Raw genomic sequence first — 19,442 nt, 5'->3', positions numbered from 1 at the left:
GGCAACCCTTCTGCAATCAGCGAAGTTGGAGTGACGGGCCGCTGCCGGTCGAAAGCCCGGGATTTCCCGTGGAATCTCCGGAAATGTCGCTGTTCTCCGAAATCGGTACCGCGACTCTGGTAAACGTGCCGGGGAGATCGTGGGGGATCTCGCTGTATCGAGAACAAAGAAATACCGAGGAGAATCGAATGCGTGCAGGCACGTTTCTGATCGCCGGTGCGATGTTGTCGGCGGCGACCGTGCTGGGCAGCGGTATCGCGGCAGCCGAGCCCGCGGATTCCATACCGCACGACGGCGTCTACCGGGTCGGGGTCGATATCCGGCCCGGAACGTGGGAATCGCCCGGGCCCGCGGATCCCGCCGGGAGTTGCGACTGGCGGCGACTCCGGCTGATCGAAGGCGACAACACGAATATGAGCTACATCATCGAGAACAACTACACGAAGCTGGGCCCGATCCGGGTCACCGTCGAACCGACCGACGCGGGCTTCAAAACCGAGAACTGCGGCCCCTGGCGGATGGTGCCGCCGGCACCGACCGGTTCGGCCGGGCTCTGATTCCGGGCACACCGCCGCCCGGCGCCCCCGATACCGGGGCGCCGGGCCGCTCGTGCCGAAGCCGTCGCGGAGGGGGGCCGCGACCGGTTACCGGTGGGCTCGGAGCTGGTACAGCCCCTCGGTTTCGGCGACCACCACGCCGTCGGTATCACTGAGCACCGCGCGCAGCGTGAAATCCGCTTTCCCGTTGGCCGCGGCCTCCGCCGCGATCCGCTCGATCTCTGCCTCGTCCAGGGTGGCCTGGGCGCGCACCGCGGTGGTCGCCGGTCTCCGGAATACGATCCGCAGATCCTTCACCAGCGGATAGAAACGCGCGGTGTCGAAACTCGCGACCGCGATGGCACCGCCGAGGATCTCCCCGACAGTGAACAGCACTCCGGCGTACATGACCCCGAAATGATTGCCGTTGCCCTCGACGGGGACAGTGGCCGCGGCATACCCGCGCCGCACCTCCTCGGCGTACACACCCATCCGGTGCGCGACCGGAATGGTCTGTTCCAGCGCCGAGTTCACGACCTCGGCGATGGGCGGGTTGCGGACATCACTCATAACAGGGTCGGCCCTTCCGATGGGTCACGCGACGGATTGTTTCTCGGTGGAAGGCGGTTCGGGCTCGGGCGCGGCATCGGGTACCTCGGTACCGCGCAACGACGTACCCGCGGTCTCCCGAAGGAAAGACCACGCCACCAGACCGATCAGGGCGGCAGCTGTCATGTAGATGGCCGGGAACAGCGTCCAGCCGGTGCCCTCGATCACCGCTTCGTTCACCAGCGGGGCGGTGCCACCGAACGCGGCCGTGGACACGTTGTAGGCCAGCGCGAAACCGGCATAGCGGACGTGGGTCGGGAAGATCGCCGGGAAGGTCGCGCTGATCGTGGACAGCTGCGGAACGTAGAGCAGCCCCAGTACCACGAAGCCCACGATCGCCCAGCCGGTGCCCATACCCATCAGCCAGTACATCGGGACGGACAGCACCGCCAGACCGACCAGCGAGAACAACCACAGCGGACGGCGCCCGGTCCGATCGGACAGCCGGCCGAAGAACGGGACGCAAGCCATCATGATCACCTGTCCGATGAGCATCATGGCGGTGGTCGTGGATTCGCCGAGGCCGATGGTGTTCTGCAGATAGGTCGGCTGGTAGGTGAGCAGCGTGTAGTTCGCCACGTTCAGCGCGATGACCAGACCGCCCAGCACCAGCAGCTCGCGCCGGTACTCGGTGAGCAGCACCCGGAGCCCGCCCTGCGGGTGCTCTTGTTCGTTCACCTCGGTGAAAACCGGCGATTCGTCGAGCTTGGTGCGCATGTACCAGCCGATGGCACCCAGCGGGACGGCGATCAGGAATGGGAGCCGCCAGCCCCAATCGTGCATGGCGTCCGAGCCGAGGATCAGCTGGAACAACAGCACTACCGCCGAGCCGCCGACGAAACCACCGAGCGTGCCGAACTCCAGGAAGCTGCCGAAGTAGCCACGCTTCTTGTCGGTGGCGCATTCGGCGAGATAGGTCGCCGCTCCGCCGTATTCACCGCCGGTGGAGAATCCCTGCACCACGCGGAGCAGGATCAGCAGGATGGGGGCGAGCACCCCTATCTGGCCGTGTGTCGGCAACACGCCGATCAGGCCGGTGGCGGCCGCCATGAGCAGGATGGTGGTGGCCAGCACCACTTTGCGGCCCACCCGGTCGCCCAGCGGTCCCCAGACCATGCCGCCGACCGGCCGCAGGACGAAGGAGACGGCGAAGCCGAGCATTGTGAACAGGGTGCCGAAATCCCCGGGGAAGAAGGCGTCGGTCAGGTAGGTAGCGGTTGCGGCGTAGACGCCGTAGTCGAACCACTCGGTGGCGTTGCCCATTGCCGAGGCCGCCACCGACCTCTTGAGATGTGGTGCTTCGACCTGTGGTGGTTCCGGCTGCTGGTCCGTCACGGTCAGTCCTCTCCGGCGCATGCGCCCGTGTCGGCCCGGCCGACCCATGACGTCGCGCTCGCCGCCGACCGGGTTCCGGCGAGTATCGACCTCCATCCGTTACCCGGGAATTTCCCTGGATAAACGCGGACGCATCTGGGCCGGGGTGACCGGGCACCTCTCATCAGCTACTGGCCAGCGTATGTGAAGGCGGTCACACCTGCGGGGAAACGGCCCGGTCGGGTTGCGGGCGGCACCCGGCAGGGACCGATGATCGCGACGGCTCAGCGCGGCTCCTCGCCGCCGATGACGGCGGAATCCGGCCGGTGATTCACCACGATCAGCGGGAGCCGCAGCGCGGCGGGCGCGGACTCCGGGACCACCGGCGCCACCGGGGTCACCGGCGCGACCCGCTGATAGGTGGACCCGAGCGGCGGCCGGGGGTCGGCCTCCCCCTTGTTCGGCCACATCGCGACCGCGCGTTCGGACTGCGCGGTGATGGTGAGCGACGGGTTGACGCCCAGGTTGGCCGAGATGGTGGAACCGTCGATCACATGCAGCCCCGGATGGCCGTAGAGCCGCTGATAGGCATCCACAACACCGGTCTCCGGGCTTTCACCGATCACACAGCCGCCGATGAAATGACCGGTCATCGGGATATTGAACACGCTGCTGGTGGCACCGCCGGCGATACCGTCGATCTTGTCGGCGACCCGGCGGCCCACCTCGTGCCCGGCCGGAATCCAGGTCGGATTGGGCGCGCCCTCACCTTGCCGGGTCGTCATCTTGCGGCCGAACACCCCGCGTTTGGTGTAGGTGGTGATCGAATTGTCGAGCGATTGCATCACCAGCAGGCCGATCATCTGTTGCGACCAGCCCCGAGGGTTGTGCAGATGGGGCAGATCGCGGCGATTGCGCCAGATCTCGCGCAGCCACAGCCGGCGCTTGGAAACACCGGGTTCCTCGTCGACCATGACGCTGCCCATCAGCGAGATGACATTACTGCCCTTGCCGTAGCGCACCGGTTCGATATGGGTGTCGTGATCCGGGTGGATCGAGGAGGTGATGGCCACCCCTCTGGTGAAATCACTGTCCTTGTCCCGGCTGCGGATCGCGAGCAGTTCCTCGGAGTTGGTCCGGGAAAGAAACCCCAGGCGGCCCGATATCTCGGGCAACGAGCCGGAATCACGCAGTGTGTGCAGGAGCCGCTGGGTGCCCAGGGAGGCGGCGGAGAAGATCACCTGCTCAGCGGTGAACACGGCGCGCTTCTTGCGCAGCCAGCGCCCGGTCGTCACCGTCTCCACGGTGTAGCCGCCCCCGGGCAGCGGTTTCACATCGGTGACGGTTCGCAGCGCGTGCACCGTCGCCCCGGCTTGCTCGGCCAAGTAGAGGTAGTTCTTGACCAGGGTGTTCTTGGCATTGTGGCGGCAGCCGGTCATACATTCGCCGCAGTGGGTGCAGGTGCGGCGGGCGGGGCCGGCACCGCCGAAGTACGGGTCGGGCACATCCGCACCGGGCCGGCTGCCGGGGCCGCCGAAGAAGACCCCGACCGGTGTCCGCTGATAGGAATCGGCGACACCCAGTTCCTCGGCGACTTCCAGCAACACGCGGTCGGTCGGCGTCGTCGCCGGATTCGTGGCCACCCCCAGCATGCGCTTGGCCTGGTCGTAATAGGGGGTGAGCTCGTCTTTCCAGTCCGTGATACCCGCCCACTGCCCGTCTCGGAAGAATTTCTCCGGCGGCTCGTAGAGGGTGTTCGCATAGACCAGGGAGCCACCGCCGACTCCTGCCCCGGCCATGATGAGGGTGTTCTTCAGCAGCGCGAGCCGCTGGATACCGAAGCAGCCGAGATACGGCGCCCACAGGTACTGCCTGGCGCGCCAGGACGTTTTCGCGAATTCGTCGTCGGCGAAGCGGCGACCGGCCTCGAGGACGCCGACCCGGTACCCCTTTTCGGTCAACCGCAGGGCGCTGACGCTGCCCCCGAATCCGGAGCCGATGACGAGAACGTCGTAGTCGAAGGTCTGGCCGGGCCCGGCGCCGGTGCCGGTGCTCGTTGCGGAACTGGACATCTTTCCGAGGCTATGGCCTGGATCACCTCCGTGGGGACATACCCGCGGACACGAAATCGGTACTTTCGGCCAATCCGGTCCCGAGCGGCCCAGCAGTTACCCTCCCCCGCCCGCGGCCGGTAGGGAAGCCGGAGCGCCCGGATCGATACGCGGGCCGGGATCCCACGCGGCCTGCGCGCCCGGCCTGCCGTGCTCCACCACGTATGCCGCACGGGTGCTGATCGGCGCGCCCGGCCGCCCGACATAGGGCAACACCCGATAGTCGCTGCGCCACAGCCGCTCGTCGACCTCGACCCGGACATAGCCCCGTTGACCGTTGAAGAACTTCATATCGGGGTTGGCGGCCAGCAGTGACCGGCCGCGCGGGGGCAGATCGGCGCCGTCGCGCCCGGTCGTGATCGAGGTTCCAGTGAACTCGGTGGCCACCACCGGCGACTCCGGATCGCGATAGTCGCCGCGCAGATCGACCACATAGTTCTCGTGCCGGTCGCCGGTGAGCACCACCAGATTCCCGCGCCCGCGCGCCGCGGCCGTGGCGAGCACCGCGTCCCGATCGGCGACGTACCCGTCCCAGGCATCGGTACCCACGGCCACCGCGGGTCCGGAGTCGTAATCGGACTGCGCCATGGCGACCTGATTACCCAGGATCTGCCAGCGAGCCCGAGACCGGGTGAGCCCGTCGATCAACCAGTCACGTTGCGGTGCACCGAGAATCGTGCGGTCGGCAGCGAACCGGTCCGGGCAGTCGACCACCAGGTTGCCGCCGTCACCGCATACCAGCGAGGACCGGTACTGCCTGGTGTCGAGCATGGTGAGATCGGCGAGACCGCCGAAGGAATAACGGCGGTGCATGCGGATATCGGGGCCCGCGGGGAGCTGACCGATCCGCAACGGCAGATGCTCGTACATGGCCCGGAAAGCGGCCGTCCGGCGCCGCCGGAACAGCGCGGGCAGCAGGTGGATATCGATTCCGGCACCCGGATCGAAACCGGCCCAGTTGTTGTCGATCTCGTGATCGTCGAAGGTGCAGATCCAGGGGAACGCCGCATGCGCCGCCCGCAGTTCGGGTTCGGCCTTGTACTGCGCGTACCGCAGCCGATACCCGGTGAGATCGGTCGCCTCGGCACGTAATGTCGGCGGGATCGACACCCCGGCGCGACCGCGCGCCCATTCCTTCTCGTAGATGTAATCGCCCAGGTGCACGACGAAATCGAGGTCCTCGTCGCACAGATGCCGGTAGGCGGTGTAGTAGCCGGAACTCCAGTGCTGGCAGGAAGCGAACGCGAAACGCAACCGGTTCACCGTGGCCTCCGCGGCGGGCGCGGTGCGGGTACGGCCCACCGGAGAGATCGCCGCGCCGGCCCGGAATCGGTAGTAGTACCAGCGATCCGGTGCCAGACCCCGGACCTCGGGATGCACACTGTGCGCGAGTTCCCGGGTGGCCACCGCGCTACCGCGCGCGGCGACCCGGCGGAAATGCTCGTCCTCGGCGACCTCGTACTCGACCGTGACCGGAGCCAGGGCGGTGCCGCCGAGCGAATCCGGGGCGAAGGGGTCCGGCGCCAGCCGGGTCCACAGCACCACACCGTCGGGCAGCGGATCCCCGGAAGCCACGCCCAGCGTGAACGGGTCCCCCAGCCACCGCGGCGCCCGATACGGGGAACTGCTCGCGAGACCGGCCCCGGCCAGCAGCGCGACCGCACCGGCGGTGCCGGTCTGCAGCAGCGAACGTCTGGACAGAGTCATGAATCAGCTTAACCCGGGCGAAATGCCCGGTTCCGCGCGGCGCGTTCCGGTCGCCCGGCGCGGTCACCCGGACGACCGGAATCCGGCCTAACGATCGCCGATACAGACCACGAAGCGGCGCTGGTCGTAGACGAAACCGCGGTCGGCCGACGGGCACGCGTTCACATTCACGGTTTCCGGGAGGATGCTGATCACCTGCACCCCACCGGGGCCGCATTCCGTGCGTTGCGGCTGATCGCCCGAGACATCGACACAACTGCCGACAACCCAGTCGATATCGAGACACATGGTCGTCTCGCCGACGGTGTGGCTGGAATCGGAGTCCGCGGGGCAGGCAGTACCCGCCGGGCCGGTACTGGCCACCTTGTAGCGGGATTCCGTACTGCCGCAGGACGCCTTGGCGACGTCCTTTTCGCCCACCGCGCTCAGACATTCCCCAGCCGCGACCTCGACCTTCAGGGGGGCCTGTTTGGCCTCTTTGTTGGCCGAGCCGGCAGTACCGACCGCAGAGGCGGTGGTGGTCGGCGGCGCACTCGTCGGCACCAGCACCGACGGCGGCGCGACGGGAGCGAGCGAGGTCGCGGTCGCGCCGGTGGACGCCGTTGTCTCGGCAGCGGGCGCGGCGATGTCCTCGGCCGCGTCATCGCTGCCCGCGGTGGCCAGCAGCGCGGCCACCCCGATACCCAGCACGATCGAGGTCACCACGGCCGCGATGGCGATCGCGGCCGCGGTGGCGCCGACCCGGGCGCGTTTGTCCTGCTGCGAGAGCGGCGCCCGACCGCCGTCCTCGTCGGGGGCCGGTTCGGTCACGGTTCGCCGCGCAGCACGGCCATCACGGAGTCGAGGAACGGCTGCCCCCCGGTGATGTAGCCGCCGGCCACCGCGCCCACGACCAGTCCGATCGGGCCGGTGATGATGCTGAAGAAGCCGACACCGACGAGCGCGCCGAGCAGACCGCCCAGCACCGCGCCGACCGCGACACCGGCGACATTCTCCTGCAGTTCGGTGGTGAGCCGAGCCATCGAACTGACCGGCCGCATCTCACCGATGTTCTCGGCGGTGACGGTCGGGGTCAGTTCGAGAGTCGTGCCGTCGGCACTGATCTCGTGCGCCACGGCCATCTCGCTGCCGGAGATCTCGTACTGCAGCGGCACTTCGGCCACCACAGCGCCACTGACGGCCTTGAGCACGGCCTTGGCGCCGTCCGGGGTCAGTTCGAACCGCCCGTCCTGGACCTCGGTGGTGATCTTCTGGGTCTTCTGGTCGACGCTGGTCTCGTAGGCGACGCCCTGGTCGATGCCCTCGCTCTTGATCTCCGGAGCCGGCGCCGCAGGTTCGGCGTGCACCACACCGGCGGAAATCCCTACGGCGGCAACGGACAGAAGTGCGGTGGCGGCGAAAGTGCCGAACTTCATTACGCTCAATTCCTTCTCACGTGAACCGGCCCGGGGCCGGGCGAGCTGCGATTTCACTTCGCGCACAGGACCATACCGATAATTCGAGTTCCGATGTGTATCGGGAATTAAACGGAGAATTAATCATTTAAATTGCTACTCAATAACTCGATGGTCCGGGGACGATTCCCGGAACTCGTTCCGTTCAACGGTTATAGGACCCTGCGATATCACCGCGACGCTGCTATCGGCCCCGGCAGCACTCCCCTGGCAATCGGCTCGTACCCATAACATTTACGCACCGTTATTCACCTGACGGCACCCAGGTGTTACACACCCACCGAAATGTGCCAGTCCCGGCACAGCCGGGGCCCGGCCCGCGCAACGGAGCCAACCGGGACTACTTCGTGACCCGCGGTGACTGTGCCGCGCAATCCCGGAGTGCTGAACTACCCACAGGACGTTCCATCGTGTACCCACCGTCGACACAACCGGAGCACCTGCCATGACGACCGCACACCTGCGTATCGCTGTCACCGCCATCGCTCTCGCCACCGCGACCTCGGTCGGGCCCGCGCCGGGCGCCTCGGCCGCGGTATCGAGTGTGAGCGTCTCCGGTGGTTTCGGCCTCGGCTTCGTCCAGTACGGGACGAGCTGCGCCTACACCCTCACGGTGCTCGGCGACGGGGTGGGCGTGCTGGAGGACCGAGTGAACGGGCAACCCGGTGGCGGGACCTTCGGCCCGATCGAGCAGGTGGGGCCCGGGAAGTTCACCGCGGACTGGGCACCGGCGGTTCCGGGCCGGCACCTGGTGTCGGCCGACGGAGTGGCCGCCGAGGTGAATGTGCAGAAGGGCTACGACTTCGGCATCATCTGTTTCACCCTGCCCGAATATCTGCGCCTACCGGACTGAGCCGCGCCGCCTCGGACGGCAGGCCGCCGACGCCCTGCGACCGCCGGCCCTCTTGACAGACTCCCTACTTTTGACAAACTCCGTCGAAATGGCCGGGGACCACAGTCCGCGGCCGGACGAAGGGATTTCGGATGGGTGTCTACGCGGTCACGGGGGCGGCGTCGGGGATGGGCAGAGCGGTCGCCGACAAACTGATCGCCGCGGGCCACCGGGTGATCGGGGTGGACATCCAGGAGACCGATATCGTCGCAGACCTCGCCACGGCCGCAGGCCGGCGCTCGGCGATCGAAGCGGTACTGTCCGCCGCGGACGGCCGGCTCGACGGTGCCGTGCTCGCAGCCGGTCTGGGGCCCGCGCCGCAGCCCGAACGGCTGCCGGTGATCGCGGCCGTGAACTATCTCGGGACGGTCGAGTTGCTCGAGGCCTGGCGGCCCGCGCTCGCGGCCAGTGGTTCCGCGCGAGTGGTCGCCTTCGGCAGCAATTCCGCCACTACAGTGCCCGCAGTCCCTCGCCGGGCGGTCGCGGCCTTCCTGGCCGGCGATACCGAGCGCGCCGTGCGGGCGGTGAAGATCTTCGGCAAACAAGCCGGGCCGTTCGTATACGCGGCCTCCAAGATCGCGGTCAGCCGCTGGGTACGACGGCATGCTGTGCGCCCGGAATGGGCCGGTGAAGGTATCCGGCTCAACGTCATCGCCCCCGGCGCCATCCTGACCCCGCTGCTCGAACGCCAGCTCGACTCACCGCTGGAAGCCAAGGCGATCAAGGCGTTCCCGGTGCCTACGGGCGGATTCGGCAAACCGGAGCACATTGCCGACTGGGTGGCCATGATGCTCTCCCCTTCCGCCGAATTCCTCTGCGGTAGCGTTATTTTCGTCGACGGGGGCACCGACGCGTATTTCCGCTCCGACGAGTGGCCGCGCGCGGTCCCGCTGCGCCGTATCGTCGGCTACCTGCGCAAGTTCCGTGGTTTCTCCACGCCCCGGCGAGCGGAGTAGCTCCTACCGGTCCGGACCTCGTTACTCGGCCGCGTCCGGGTTTCCCGGCAGTTGCAGAGCGTTGCACCAGATCCAGTCGAGAGTTTCGAGCAGGGTGTCGAATTCGATCTTCTCCCCCTCCACGAACACCAGATAGGCAACCTTGCTGACCATGCTCGACAACGCCAGCGCCGTCACCCGGGCGTCCAACCGAGCGGTGACCAGCCCGCGGTCCTGCAGATCCCGGATCAACGCGGCATTGCGATCGATGAACGCCGAGGCCCGCTCGGCACGGAGCGCGGCGAACTGCTGGTCGATACGGGACACCTGCTCGAGTACCGCCATGAACCGGGCATTGCGCTGATAGGACAGCAGATACTCCCGGTTCGCCGCGGCGATCCAATCACGCGGGTCGTCGCTGCCGCCGCGAGCACGGACGTGCGGATGCAGCATCTCCTCCCGTACCTGTTCGACGACCTCGGCGAAGATCTCTTCCTTGCTGTCGAAATAGGTGTAGAACGACCCCGACGCCACCCCCGCGGTCCGGGTGATATCGCTGATCCGGGCATCGACGAATCCGTCCGCCTCGAAAACCGAGCGGGCCGCCGCGACCAATACGGCGCGGGTGCGGATACCACGTCGGCTCTTCGGGGCGGGCCGGGGCGAACCACCATTCCCCGCAGCCGTGGCCCTGCCCGGAGAAATGCTGTCTTCCTGGGCGTTCACCGGCATTCTCACTGTCATAGAAGGGTTGGGGGTGCTCAGGGTGGCACCAGGGGCCGGCGCAGCCGCTCGTATCCGGCGACGAGCCGAAAAGCCCGGGCCACCTCCGCGGGCCCGGGCGAGGACGACTACTTGCCGGCGGCTTCCGCCGCCGCGCGGGCTCTACCGAGTTCGGCCCGGGCGATCGTCAGCTTGTGCACCTCATCGGGACCGTCCGCGATCCGCAGGGTGCGCAGATGGGCGTACATGCTCGCGAGCGGGAAATCCTCGGTCACCCCCGCCGCGCCGTACACCTGGATGGCGCGGTCCACGATCCGCAACGCCATCACCGGCGCCGCGATCTTGATGGCGGCGATCTCGGTGCGCGCCTCCTTGTTCCCGACCGTATCCATCATCCAGGCGGTTTTCAGCGTGAGCAGCCGCGCCTGTTCGATATCGATACGAGCCTCGGCGATCCAGTCCCGGATATTGGCCCGCTCACTGACCTTGCGCCCGAAAGTGGTCCGGGAATCGGCGCGGGCGCACATGAGTTCCAGAGCGCGTTCGGCCATCCCGATCGCACGCATGGCGTGATGGATCCGGCCCGGACCCAGCCGGGCCTGGCTGATCGCGAACCCCTCGCCCTCGCCTTTGAGCACATCGGTGACCGGAACCCGCACATCGGTGAAATCGATTTCGGCGTGACCCTCCCGGTCGACATAACCGAACACCGGCAGATTGCGCACGACGGTGACGCCCGGCGCGTCGATGGGCACCACCATCATCGACTGCTGCCGATGCTTCGGGGCGTCCGGATCGGTCTTCCCCATCACGATGAGCACCTTGCAATTGGCATGCATGGCATTGGAAGCGAACCATTTACGACCGTTGAGCACGTATTCGTCGCCGTCGCGCTCCATCCGCATCTCCACATTGGTGGCATCGGAACTGGCGACCCCGGGCTCGGTCATCGCGAACGCGGACCGGATGGTGCCGTCGAGCAGCGGTTCGAGCCAGCGCTGCTTGTGCTCCTCGGTACCGAAGAGGGTGAAGACTTCCATATTGCCGGTATCGGGGGCCGAACAATTACAGGCCTCGGGAGCCAGCGCCGGACTACGGCCCATGATCTCGGCCAGCGGCGCGTACTCCAGATTGGTCAGACCCGGGCCCCACTCGGGATGCGGATGGAACAGATTCCACAGGCCACGCTGCTTGGCTTCGGTCTTGAGGTTCTCGAGGATCTGCGGGTGATGGTGCGGATCACCGGCCGCGGCCATCTGCTCGGCGTACACGGACTCGGCCGGATACACGCATTCGTCCATGAACGCGAGCAGGGTACTGCGGTACTCCCGCGCACGCTCGGTCGAGGTGAACAGCTCCACGAGAACTCCGATCTTCGAGGCGCGGCTCGACGCGCCGACGGCCGTTCGATGACTCCGAAGGTAAACGAACTTGAATCCGGATTCAAGTATTTTGGCGGCGCCTTCGGCGCCGCGGGGTCGGGGCCCTCGTGACCCCGGCCACGGAGGCGGACCATCCTGGGAAGACAGGAGATGTGCGCACGGATGAACTGGGATCAGCGCGAGAGTGGGCAGACCCACGACACTGTGAGTGGCGTCGGGGCGTCGGGTCCGGACCCGGTAGGCGGGTCCGGACCCGGTGGTAGCCGAGCCCCCCGCGCTCAGGCGCGGACTGCGGGACGGTCGGATGCATCCTCGTAGCCGGGCAGTGGCGTGCCCGGGGGGAAGGTCACCGGTAGCCCGGCCAGCGAACGGTGGAAGGGGCCGGGCCGCCAGACCGGTTCGCCGCCGGGGAAGTCGGCACGCATCTCCGGCAGGGCGTCCAGCAGTTGGTCGATGGCGCCTTCGGCGACCATATAGGCCAGCGACTGAGCGGGACAGGCGTGCGGACCCAGCCCCCATGCGAGGTGGGCTCGGTTACCGGTCAACTCCGAAGCCCGGATGCTGGGGTCGGTATTGCAGGCGGCCATGCTGATCACCACGGGCTGATGCGCGGGCAGCCACACGTCGTCGAGCAGGATGGGCATCCGCGGATAGGTGATCAGCAGGTTCGCCAGCGGCGGATCGTTGAACAGCACCTCGTCCAGGGCGTCCCGTGAGGTCAGGTTGCCGCCCAGGACACTGCCGCCGAACCGTTCGTCGGTGAGGATCAGCAGCAGCGTGTTGACGATCAGGTTCAGTTCGAACTCGATCCCGGTGCCGTACACCTGTGAGACATGGTGTGATACCTCCTCCTCGGTCAGCTCGACCGGATGCTGCAGCAGCACCGAGGTGATATCGCTGCCCGGGGATTCCCGTTTGAGCAGCACCAGGTTCATCAGGGCCTCGCCCAGCATCCGACTGCCCGCCTCGGCGTCCACGCCCTCGAGCAGCGCGGCCGTTCCGGCCGCGACCTGCTGGCCGATCTCGGGCGGGCAACCGAGCAGATAGTTGATCACCTGGAACGCCAGCGGGAACACGTACTGCTGGATCAGTTCCGCGTGGCCGTCCCGGCAGAACGAGTTGATCAACGGGCCCGCGATGTTCTCGACGACCGTATGGATCGCGTACAGGTCCACTTCGTCCATGCTCGCGGTGATGGCCTGCCGGTAGCGCACGAACTCCTGGCCGGCGCAACGGCTGGCCATCGGCCGCCACTCCAGCAGCGGCAGGATCGGGCATTCGGCCGGAACATCCTTCTGCCAGGTCCGGGGGTCGGCGGGGAAACGGTCCGGATCGTTGAGCACCCGCAGAGCGGTGCTGTATCCGATCACCAGTGTGGCGGGCACCCCCGGTGCCAACTCGACCGGCGCCAGCGACCCGTACCGGGCGCGCAACTCGCGGTACACCCGATGGGGGTCGGCGGCGAATTCCGGCAGGTACAGCGGTACGCGCGGATCATCGGAATCGACTGGTGATCCGTGTACATGGGCCTGTGCGTGTATTCGGTCGTCCGAGGTAGTCAAGAACGAAACTCCGTGCGATCTGAGTGCGGGGCCGATGGTTTTCCGCCGGCCGGTTCCCGGATCGAGTCTCCTCCTGCAGAAATCTGACTCGAGCCGGAACCAGGCGATGGTACGACATGGTCATTGGATCTGATCGATTTCGAAATATGTTGCACGGCCGTTAATTTAGTAATTTCGTGGGACTAGTCCGCACAATTCCGAATTATCGTGCATCCGCGCGCGGCCGGGCTCGGCGCACCGAAAGCCCGGCCCCGCAGCACTTCTCAGACCTCCAATGCCTCCAGCGATCGGTTGTCGTCGATGGCCGAAGTGATCCGGCGCATCAGCGTCAGACAGGTTTCGCGCGACTGCATCTCGGGCTGATAAGCCGCACGGCCGATGGTGAACGCCCACGCCGCGTAGGCGAACATCGACTGCTGGCGATAGATGAGCCAGGCGTCGTCGAAATCGGGCGCCGCACCCCCGGCCTCGGACAATTCCGCCAGATACGCCCGGAGCAGTTCTTCGGCCCAGGCCCGCCGGTCCTCCGGTTCACAGCCCGAGTTCACGGTGTACGCGAAATCGTGCCCCCAGCCACCCCGCATCACGACCTGCCAGTCCACATAACCCATCCGCCCCTCGGCGGTCCGGTAGGTCTGACCGATATGGGGGTCACCGTGCAGCAGCGTATGCGGCAGTCCGGTGGTGGCCAGGTCCACCGCGCGCTCGACCCCGGCCCACAACCGATCGGCCTGACCCCGCAGACCCTCCGGAACCACTTCCTCGGCCCGGTCCAGCCCGACCTTGCAGCGGGTCTTCATATCGATCGCCCCGAGATATGCCTGCAATGCCTCGTTGGTGGTCTTGAGCACCTCGATCGACGGATCTTCCCAGAATGCGCCGTGCAGGCGGGCGAGATTCCGCACCAGGTCTTCCATCTCCGCGCGGCCGATCGGGGCGGTGGGTTCACTGAACACCGCCCCGCGCGTCGCGGCGATATCCTCCATGAGCGCGATCGACCGCCAGGACGCCGGATCCGAAGCACCCCAATAGCCCAATGGTGCCTGGATTTCCAATTTCGGCCGGAAATCCCGGAAGAACCGGGTCTCGCCGTCGATCATCTTGCCGCCGCCCAACAGAATGCGCTGACTCAGCGATGTCGTGGTCTTGGCGAACAGCGCCTCCGGAAGTTCGGCCGCCCGGCCCGGCTCGTTGTATTCCACCCGGATGGCGACCCGGGTCGAGGTGCCACTGCTGCCGCCGGTGGTTTCGAAGGAGAGCACTTCGGCTCCGGGAGTGTCCCGGCAGAGCACCGCGGTCAGCCATTCGGCGGTGAGCGCGGCGCCGGATGCCGGCACATCGTCGATCGTGCGGGCCCGGTGCCCGGTGATCTTCTCGCCGACGATATGTCCGCCCACCGCGGCGAGCCGGCCGAGCAACCAGAGCTTGTGATTCATTTCCGCCTCACTTTCCGTATGCGCGCGAGAGCACGCGCACCGTGCCGAACCGTCCGGTCCGGACTTTCCGTCGCACCGACAGTTTCCGATCTTGCGCCATATTCGCAGTGCCGGAATGGCTTTCGGCCGATTACTCTACGGAGCGCGCTCGCATCCGATCGTTCGGCCGGTCCGCCCTGTCACCACCGCGGGATATATCAGAAAGAGACTTCGCCGACGCCGGAAGTTTGCCGGAGCGGGAAATATAATCGGGGAACCGACCCCTGTCGACGAAAGACGCCCACCATGGTGACGCTATCTGTTCGACATGTACCGGACGCGGTGTACCGCGCCCTGCGGATTCGCGCGGACAAACACGGACACAGCACGGAAGCAGAGATCCTCGCGATCCTCGAGGAAGCGGTGACCAGATCCCCGCAGCGAGCGCGTCTCGGAGCGGTACTGGCCGGCGAAACCTCCGACAGCGAACAGCACCCTCCCGCGGCAGCCGATGGTGATAACCCGGCCTGACCGACACGGAGACCACCGGCTGCATCCGGAGCTACGCCGGATGCCGGCGGGCCGGCGCCTGGCCGACGATCCGCGCGCCGTCCGGGAACGCGCCGGGATTCGGCCCGCACCGCGGGTCCCGGCCGACGACCGGGCGTCGGCGCGGGCCGGCCGATGATCGTGGTGGTTCCGCTCACCACCGGGAATCCCGAGCGGACCCCGTTCGTTATCGCTGTGGAGCCCGGTGATCGGGCTCGCGGACGAGGGAGCAGTACCCGCATCGCGACAAGACTGACTCGGAAGGGTTCGTCATGTCCTGGTTCATCCTGTTGGTATCGGGGGTGCTGGAGGCCGTGTGGGCCGCCGCATTGTCCGCGTCACACGGCTTCCGCCGCTGGAAACCCACCGCCCTGTTCGTCGTCGCCCTGGTCCTGAGTATGGCCGGGCTGGCCTGGGCGATGATCGATCTGCCCACCGGTACCGCCTACGCCGTCTGGGTGGGCACCGGCGCCACACTGACCGTGGTGTGGGCCGTCGCCACCGGGCGGGAGCGCGCCGATACCGCCCGGATCCTGTTGCTCTCCCTGCTCATCGTCTCGGTCGTGGGCCTGAAGGCGGTGAGTTGAGATGGCGTGGATCATTCTGCTGGTAAGCGCCCTCTGCGAAGCGGTCTGGGCGACCGCGCTCGGAAAGTCGGCCGGATTGACCGAACCGGTGGCGAGCGCCGTCTTCTTGGTCGCGCTGGCGGCGAGCATGGTCGGGCTGGGCCGGGCGGTACGCGATATCCCGATCGGCAGCGCCTACGCGGTCTGGACCGGGGTCGGCACAGCCCTGACCGTAGCCTATGCCATGGTCACCGGAGCCGAGGCGGTCACCGTCGCGAAGATCGTGTGCCTGACCGGGATCGTGGTCGCGGTCCTCGGGCTCGAACTGGTCCCGCACCGGGACTCCGAGGAGTAGTCGAATTCTCCGCGCGGCGACCTTTGTCGCCGCGCGGAGAACGGGTAGTTGCATGAGGACGAGTTTCGAATACCGTTCCCGGACAACAGGACGGAGCAACAGCCCGAGAGCGATCAGGGATAGGCCAGTTCCCGGTAACTGTCGAGAATCCCCTGGATGGACGACGTCACGTGCAGATCACCGTTGAGCGGCGCCCATTCGTAAGCGGCATGCGCGCTCAGCACCACCGGCTCGGTGGCGGCCACCTCGACGGCGAAATGCAACCGCCGCACCGGCTTACCGGCCGGGGACAGATAATCGAAATCGCCGATGTGGTGCCGGATATCGGTCACCGTCAGCCCCGTCTCCTCGTGGATACCCCGGATGAGAGCGCCGGACACGGACTCTCCGGATTCGACCGTCGCGCCGGGCAATTTCAGAGTGGGACGAATCGGGCCGCTGCTGGGCAGTTCGAGTAGAAGGACTTCCCCACCCCGGTCGATTATCGCGCCCACCCGCAGTCCGACCCCGTCCCGCTCGCCACGTGGCAGGGTCTCGTCGAACATGGATACCGTCATGTGCCGGTCTCACCAACCTTCGATCGGGCGGACTCGCCGACGATCACGCCGCAGGCGAGCGTTTCGATATTACCGCGCGGTGACCATCCGATGACAGGCGATGACAGCGGATCGACCGGGGCAACCCGGTGCGCGGTGGTCTCCCGCAGCGCCACGCAGGTCCTCGAACCCGCCCTGCCGGCAAGGGGGCTCACGCGATCCGACCGATCTCGAACGGGTTCGTCACCAGAGGATTACAGCGATTCCACGAGGGCGACCGCGGCTGGGACCGTCGCGGCTCCACAGCGGAAACACGGCCACTCCGAGCCCGCCGTCGCGCTACACCGGCTGTGACGGATACCTCGTTACTCCGGATACTCCGATGTAGCCGACAGGCGATCGGCAGGCATTCCGGAGCTCGGCTCCTACAAGCGAGCGCGATCATCGCGTGTCCGGAGACCTTGTGGCCCGGGCCGGCCACCGCTGCACGAGCCGGGCCACACCGCGGCCGCGGCGGTACGGACTATTATTCGGGCAGCGCCGGACGGCCGGTAGATACGCCGCCGGCCGGCGCCGGATATCCGTACCGCGGACGATCCGAGGGACCGCGCGAAGGTCATCCGCACTCGGGCCCGGTACTCCGTTGCCGGGTACGTGCGGGTATCGAGCGCAGAGGGGACGAGATGGACAGGCCGGCTTGGGCGCCCGAAGGTGTGGACATGGCTCAGCCGAGCCCGGCGCGGATGTACGACGCGCTACTCGGCGGATCGCATAATTTCGAGGTCGACCGGCGAGCCGCCCAGCGCGGCAGTTCGCTGGTACCCGATCTGCCGCGCCTGGCGCTGAGCAACCGGGCCTTCCTCCGGCGCGCGGTCCGGTTTCTCGCCGAGCAGGGCGTCACCCAGCTGATCGATATCGGTTCGGGTATCCCCACCGCCGGAAACGTGCACGAGATCGTGCAGCGATGCGGTTCACCGGCCCAGGTTCTCTACATCGATATCGACCCCATCGCCGTCGCGCATTCCCGCGCGATCCTGGTGGGCGAGCAGCGTTACGGCGCGATCGAGGCGGATCTCCGCGATCCGGCGGATCTGCTGGCACGGATCCGCGAGACCGGTCTCGTAGATTTCGACCGGCCCGTCGGACTGTTGATGTTCGCGGTTCTGCATCTGCTCTCCGACGACCACCGGCCTGCGGCCAAGGTGGCCGCACTGCGGGAGGCAGTGGCGCCCGGCAGCTATATCGCCCTGTCTCATCTGACCTCGGCACAGCGTCCCGAGGACGCCGCCCAGCTCGGTGCCTCCTCGGCCGCCGGTAACGGGGTGGGTATCCATTTCCGCTCACGCGCCGCCATCACCGCGATGTTCGACGGCTGGCGACTGGTGGAACCCGGCGTGGTCGAACTGCCGCTGTGGCGTCCGGAATCGGAACGGGACCGGCACGAACAGCCGGGTCGCTCACTCGGTCTGGCCGGCGTGGCGTGCAAGATCTGAACCACCCACCCGGCCCGGAGGAGCGGGCATGACGGTACGGGAACTCGCCGTCGCCTGGGCGGAGGCACTCGACGGCACCGTCGCCCCGACGCTGACCCGGGACCGGATCGAGGACCTGCTCACCGAATGGGCGGCGCTACTCGTGGACGCGCTACGCGGCCTCCGCGAACCCGCCATCGCCCGGGCGGCCGCCACGGCGCTCGCCGATGCCAACTACCGCGACCCCCAGGTGGTGGGTCGTACGGTCACGCTGATCTGCGGCACCATGGTCGAGCATCTGCGCCGGGCCGAGCCCGGCCACACCGCGGTACACGACCGCGCGATATCGGTCGCCGCCGAGTTCGCCACGGGTTACACCGCCGCCCTCCGCTCGGTCGCCCTGGCGGAGCAGGAGGCCACCCTGGCCGCCGCCCTGGCCGCCGCGCAGGAGGCCGAGCGGCGGCGGGAGCTGTCCGAGGCACGGTTCGCCGCGGTGTTCGCGGGCGCCTCGGTGGGGATCGGGACCGTCGATACCGACGGGCGCGTCCTGGAGGCCAATATCGCGTTCGCGGAAATGCTCGGGCTCGATGTCGGCGAGATGCCCGGTCGGCCGGTGATCGATCTGGTGGGCCCCGACAATATCGGCACCGCCTACGCACGGATGACGCAGCTGTTCGCAGGCAGTATCGACCGGTTCCGGCTCGAAATCGATTACCGGCGCCCCGACGCTTCGACCACCGGTATCGATCTGTCGATGTCGGCGGTGCGCGATCATCTCGGCCGGATCCGCTTCCTGATCGGCGTTGCCGTCGATGTCACCGACCGCCGGAAACTGGCTCGCCGACTCTGGCACGACGCCAATCACGACGAACTCACCGGACTGCCCAATCGCGCGTACTTCTTCGACCGGCTCGCCGCGGCCACCCCGCCGGTCGGGGTGGCGTATCTGGACCTGGACGGGTTCAAGGAGGTCAACGACCGCTGGGGGCATTCGGTGGGCGACGAGGTATTGCGCACCGTGGGTGTGCGCCTGCACGGGATCGTGACCGCCGCGGGCGGGGTGGTGGCGCGGCTGGGCGGCGACGAGTTCATCGCCATGATCGAACGCTGCTCCGGGACCGAACAGCTCGCCGCCATGCGCGCCGATCTGCTCGCCACGCTCACCGCCCCGATGGCCATTCGGCAGCAGACGATCACCATCGGAACCAGTATCGGCACCGTCTATCTCGACGAAGCCCCGACGGCGATAGACGAAGCGATGCAGGCCGCCGATATCGCCATGTACCGGAACAAGGCGTCCCGGTCACGCTCCTGACCGCGCGCT

20 protein-coding genes and 1 riboswitch are annotated in these 19,442 nt (G+C 67.3%); of the genes, 8 read left to right on the top strand and 12 right to left on the bottom strand.

Features of this window, described 5'->3' with window-relative positions:
* Positions 1–188: 188 nt before the first annotated feature.
* Positions 189–557, top strand: a complete 369-nt coding sequence (locus OG405_RS03565; protein ID WP_327150213.1) for a hypothetical protein — start codon at positions 189–191, stop codon at positions 555–557.
* An 87-nt stretch (positions 558–644) separates the two neighbouring features.
* Here the strand turns inward: OG405_RS03565 and OG405_RS03560 are convergent, their stop codons facing one another.
* The 6 genes from OG405_RS03560 to OG405_RS03535 form a co-directional block, all read right to left on the bottom strand.
* Positions 645–1,106 (bottom strand): PaaI family thioesterase, encoded by a 462-nt coding sequence (locus OG405_RS03560; RefSeq protein ID WP_327150212.1) that lies wholly within the window; start codon positions 1,104–1,106, stop codon positions 645–647.
* A 24-nt stretch (positions 1,107–1,130) separates the two neighbouring features.
* Positions 1,131–2,501 (bottom strand): MFS transporter, encoded by a 1,371-nt coding sequence (locus tag OG405_RS03555; RefSeq protein ID WP_442790719.1) that lies wholly within the window; start codon positions 2,499–2,501, stop codon positions 1,131–1,133.
* Between the two features lie 242 nt (positions 2,502–2,743).
* Entirely contained in the window at positions 2,744–4,531 is a 1,788-nt protein-coding gene (locus OG405_RS03550; RefSeq protein ID WP_327150211.1) for a GMC family oxidoreductase, read from the bottom strand.
* 96 nt (positions 4,532–4,627) lie between these two features.
* On the bottom strand, positions 4,628–6,277 hold the full coding sequence (locus OG405_RS03545) for an alkaline phosphatase D family protein (RefSeq protein ID WP_327150210.1): 1,650 nt from the start codon (positions 6,275–6,277) through the stop codon (positions 4,628–4,630).
* 87 nt (positions 6,278–6,364) lie between these two features.
* Positions 6,365–7,087, bottom strand: a complete 723-nt coding sequence (locus tag OG405_RS03540) for an LppU/SCO3897 family protein (RefSeq protein WP_327150209.1) — start codon at positions 7,085–7,087, stop codon at positions 6,365–6,367.
* Positions 7,084–7,692, bottom strand: coding sequence for a hypothetical protein (locus tag OG405_RS03535; RefSeq protein WP_327150207.1), 609 nt, complete (start codon positions 7,690–7,692; stop codon positions 7,084–7,086). Before OG405_RS03535 ends, OG405_RS03540 begins: the two co-directional genes overlap by 4 nt.
* A 484-nt stretch (positions 7,693–8,176) precedes the next feature.
* Between OG405_RS03535 and OG405_RS03530 the strand changes: the two genes are divergently transcribed.
* Both OG405_RS03530 and OG405_RS03525 read left to right on the top strand, forming a co-directional pair.
* On the top strand, positions 8,177–8,584 hold the full coding sequence (locus OG405_RS03530; RefSeq protein WP_327150206.1) for a hypothetical protein: 408 nt from the start codon (positions 8,177–8,179) through the stop codon (positions 8,582–8,584).
* A gap of 131 nt (positions 8,585–8,715) precedes the next feature.
* Positions 8,716–9,579: an SDR family oxidoreductase gene (locus OG405_RS03525; RefSeq protein ID WP_327150205.1), complete on the top strand. Its 864-nt coding sequence runs from the start codon at positions 8,716–8,718 to the stop codon at positions 9,577–9,579.
* A gap of 21 nt (positions 9,580–9,600) precedes the next feature.
* Here OG405_RS03525 and OG405_RS03520 read toward each other — a convergent pair whose 3' ends face one another.
* The 4 genes from OG405_RS03520 to OG405_RS03505 all read right to left on the bottom strand — a co-directional run bounded on the left by OG405_RS03520 (position 9,601) and on the right by OG405_RS03505 (position 14,661).
* Entirely contained in the window at positions 9,601–10,290 is a 690-nt protein-coding gene (locus OG405_RS03520) for a TetR/AcrR family transcriptional regulator (RefSeq protein ID WP_327150204.1), read from the bottom strand.
* 119 nt (positions 10,291–10,409) lie between these two features.
* Entirely contained in the window at positions 10,410–11,582 is a 1,173-nt protein-coding gene (locus OG405_RS03515; RefSeq protein WP_442790718.1) for an acyl-CoA dehydrogenase family protein, read from the bottom strand.
* 359 nt (positions 11,583–11,941) lie between these two features.
* A complete protein-coding gene (locus OG405_RS03510; RefSeq protein ID WP_327150202.1) occupies positions 11,942–13,225 on the bottom strand; it encodes a cytochrome P450 in 1,284 nt (427 codons plus the stop codon).
* Between the two features lie 263 nt (positions 13,226–13,488).
* Positions 13,489–14,661, bottom strand: coding sequence for an aminoglycoside phosphotransferase family protein (locus OG405_RS03505; protein ID WP_327150201.1), 1,173 nt, complete (start codon positions 14,659–14,661; stop codon positions 13,489–13,491).
* Between the two features lie 285 nt (positions 14,662–14,946).
* Here OG405_RS03505 and OG405_RS03500 point away from each other — a divergent pair, with 285 nt between their 5' ends.
* The 3 genes from OG405_RS03500 (at position 14,947) to OG405_RS03490 (ending at position 16,110) form a co-directional block, all read left to right on the top strand.
* Positions 14,947–15,171, top strand: coding sequence for a FitA-like ribbon-helix-helix domain-containing protein (locus OG405_RS03500; RefSeq protein ID WP_327150200.1), 225 nt, complete (start codon positions 14,947–14,949; stop codon positions 15,169–15,171).
* A 213-nt stretch (positions 15,172–15,384) separates the two neighbouring features.
* Positions 15,385–15,451, top strand: a riboswitch (guanidine-III (ykkC-III) riboswitch).
* Between the two features lie 10 nt (positions 15,452–15,461).
* The gene (locus OG405_RS03495) at positions 15,462–15,776 is read left to right on the top strand and encodes a DMT family transporter (protein ID WP_327150199.1); all 315 of its coding nucleotides are present in this window, start codon (positions 15,462–15,464) and stop codon (positions 15,774–15,776) included.
* A 1-nt stretch (position 15,777) separates the two neighbouring features.
* Entirely contained in the window at positions 15,778–16,110 is a 333-nt protein-coding gene (locus tag OG405_RS03490; RefSeq protein ID WP_327150198.1) for a DMT family transporter, read from the top strand.
* Between the two features lie 113 nt (positions 16,111–16,223).
* On the opposite strand, the gene OG405_RS03485 is transcribed toward OG405_RS03490, so the two are convergent.
* Together OG405_RS03485 and OG405_RS03480 are read right to left on the bottom strand one after the other, a co-directional pair.
* The gene (locus OG405_RS03485; RefSeq protein WP_327150197.1) at positions 16,224–16,667 is read right to left on the bottom strand and encodes an NUDIX hydrolase; all 444 of its coding nucleotides are present in this window, start codon (positions 16,665–16,667) and stop codon (positions 16,224–16,226) included.
* Positions 16,664–16,822: a hypothetical protein gene (locus OG405_RS03480; RefSeq protein WP_327150196.1), complete on the bottom strand. Its 159-nt coding sequence runs from the start codon at positions 16,820–16,822 to the stop codon at positions 16,664–16,666. Before OG405_RS03480 ends, OG405_RS03485 begins: the two co-directional genes overlap by 4 nt.
* Before the next feature lie 543 nt (positions 16,823–17,365).
* On the opposite strand from OG405_RS03480, the gene OG405_RS03475 reads away from it, so the two are divergent.
* Both OG405_RS03475 and OG405_RS03470 read left to right on the top strand, forming a co-directional pair.
* Entirely contained in the window at positions 17,366–18,139 is a 774-nt protein-coding gene (locus OG405_RS03475; RefSeq protein WP_327150195.1) for an SAM-dependent methyltransferase, read from the top strand.
* A 28-nt stretch (positions 18,140–18,167) separates the two neighbouring features.
* Positions 18,168–19,433, top strand: coding sequence for a sensor domain-containing diguanylate cyclase (locus OG405_RS03470; RefSeq protein ID WP_327150194.1), 1,266 nt, complete (start codon positions 18,168–18,170; stop codon positions 19,431–19,433).
* Positions 19,434–19,442 lie beyond the last annotated feature (9 nt).

This window comes from Nocardia sp. NBC_01329 (genome assembly GCF_035956715.1).
GTDB lineage: Bacteria > Actinomycetota > Actinomycetes > Mycobacteriales > Mycobacteriaceae > Nocardia.
The sequence above is the reverse complement of the archived record's forward strand: the minus strand, read 5'-3'. Positions and strand labels throughout refer to the sequence as shown.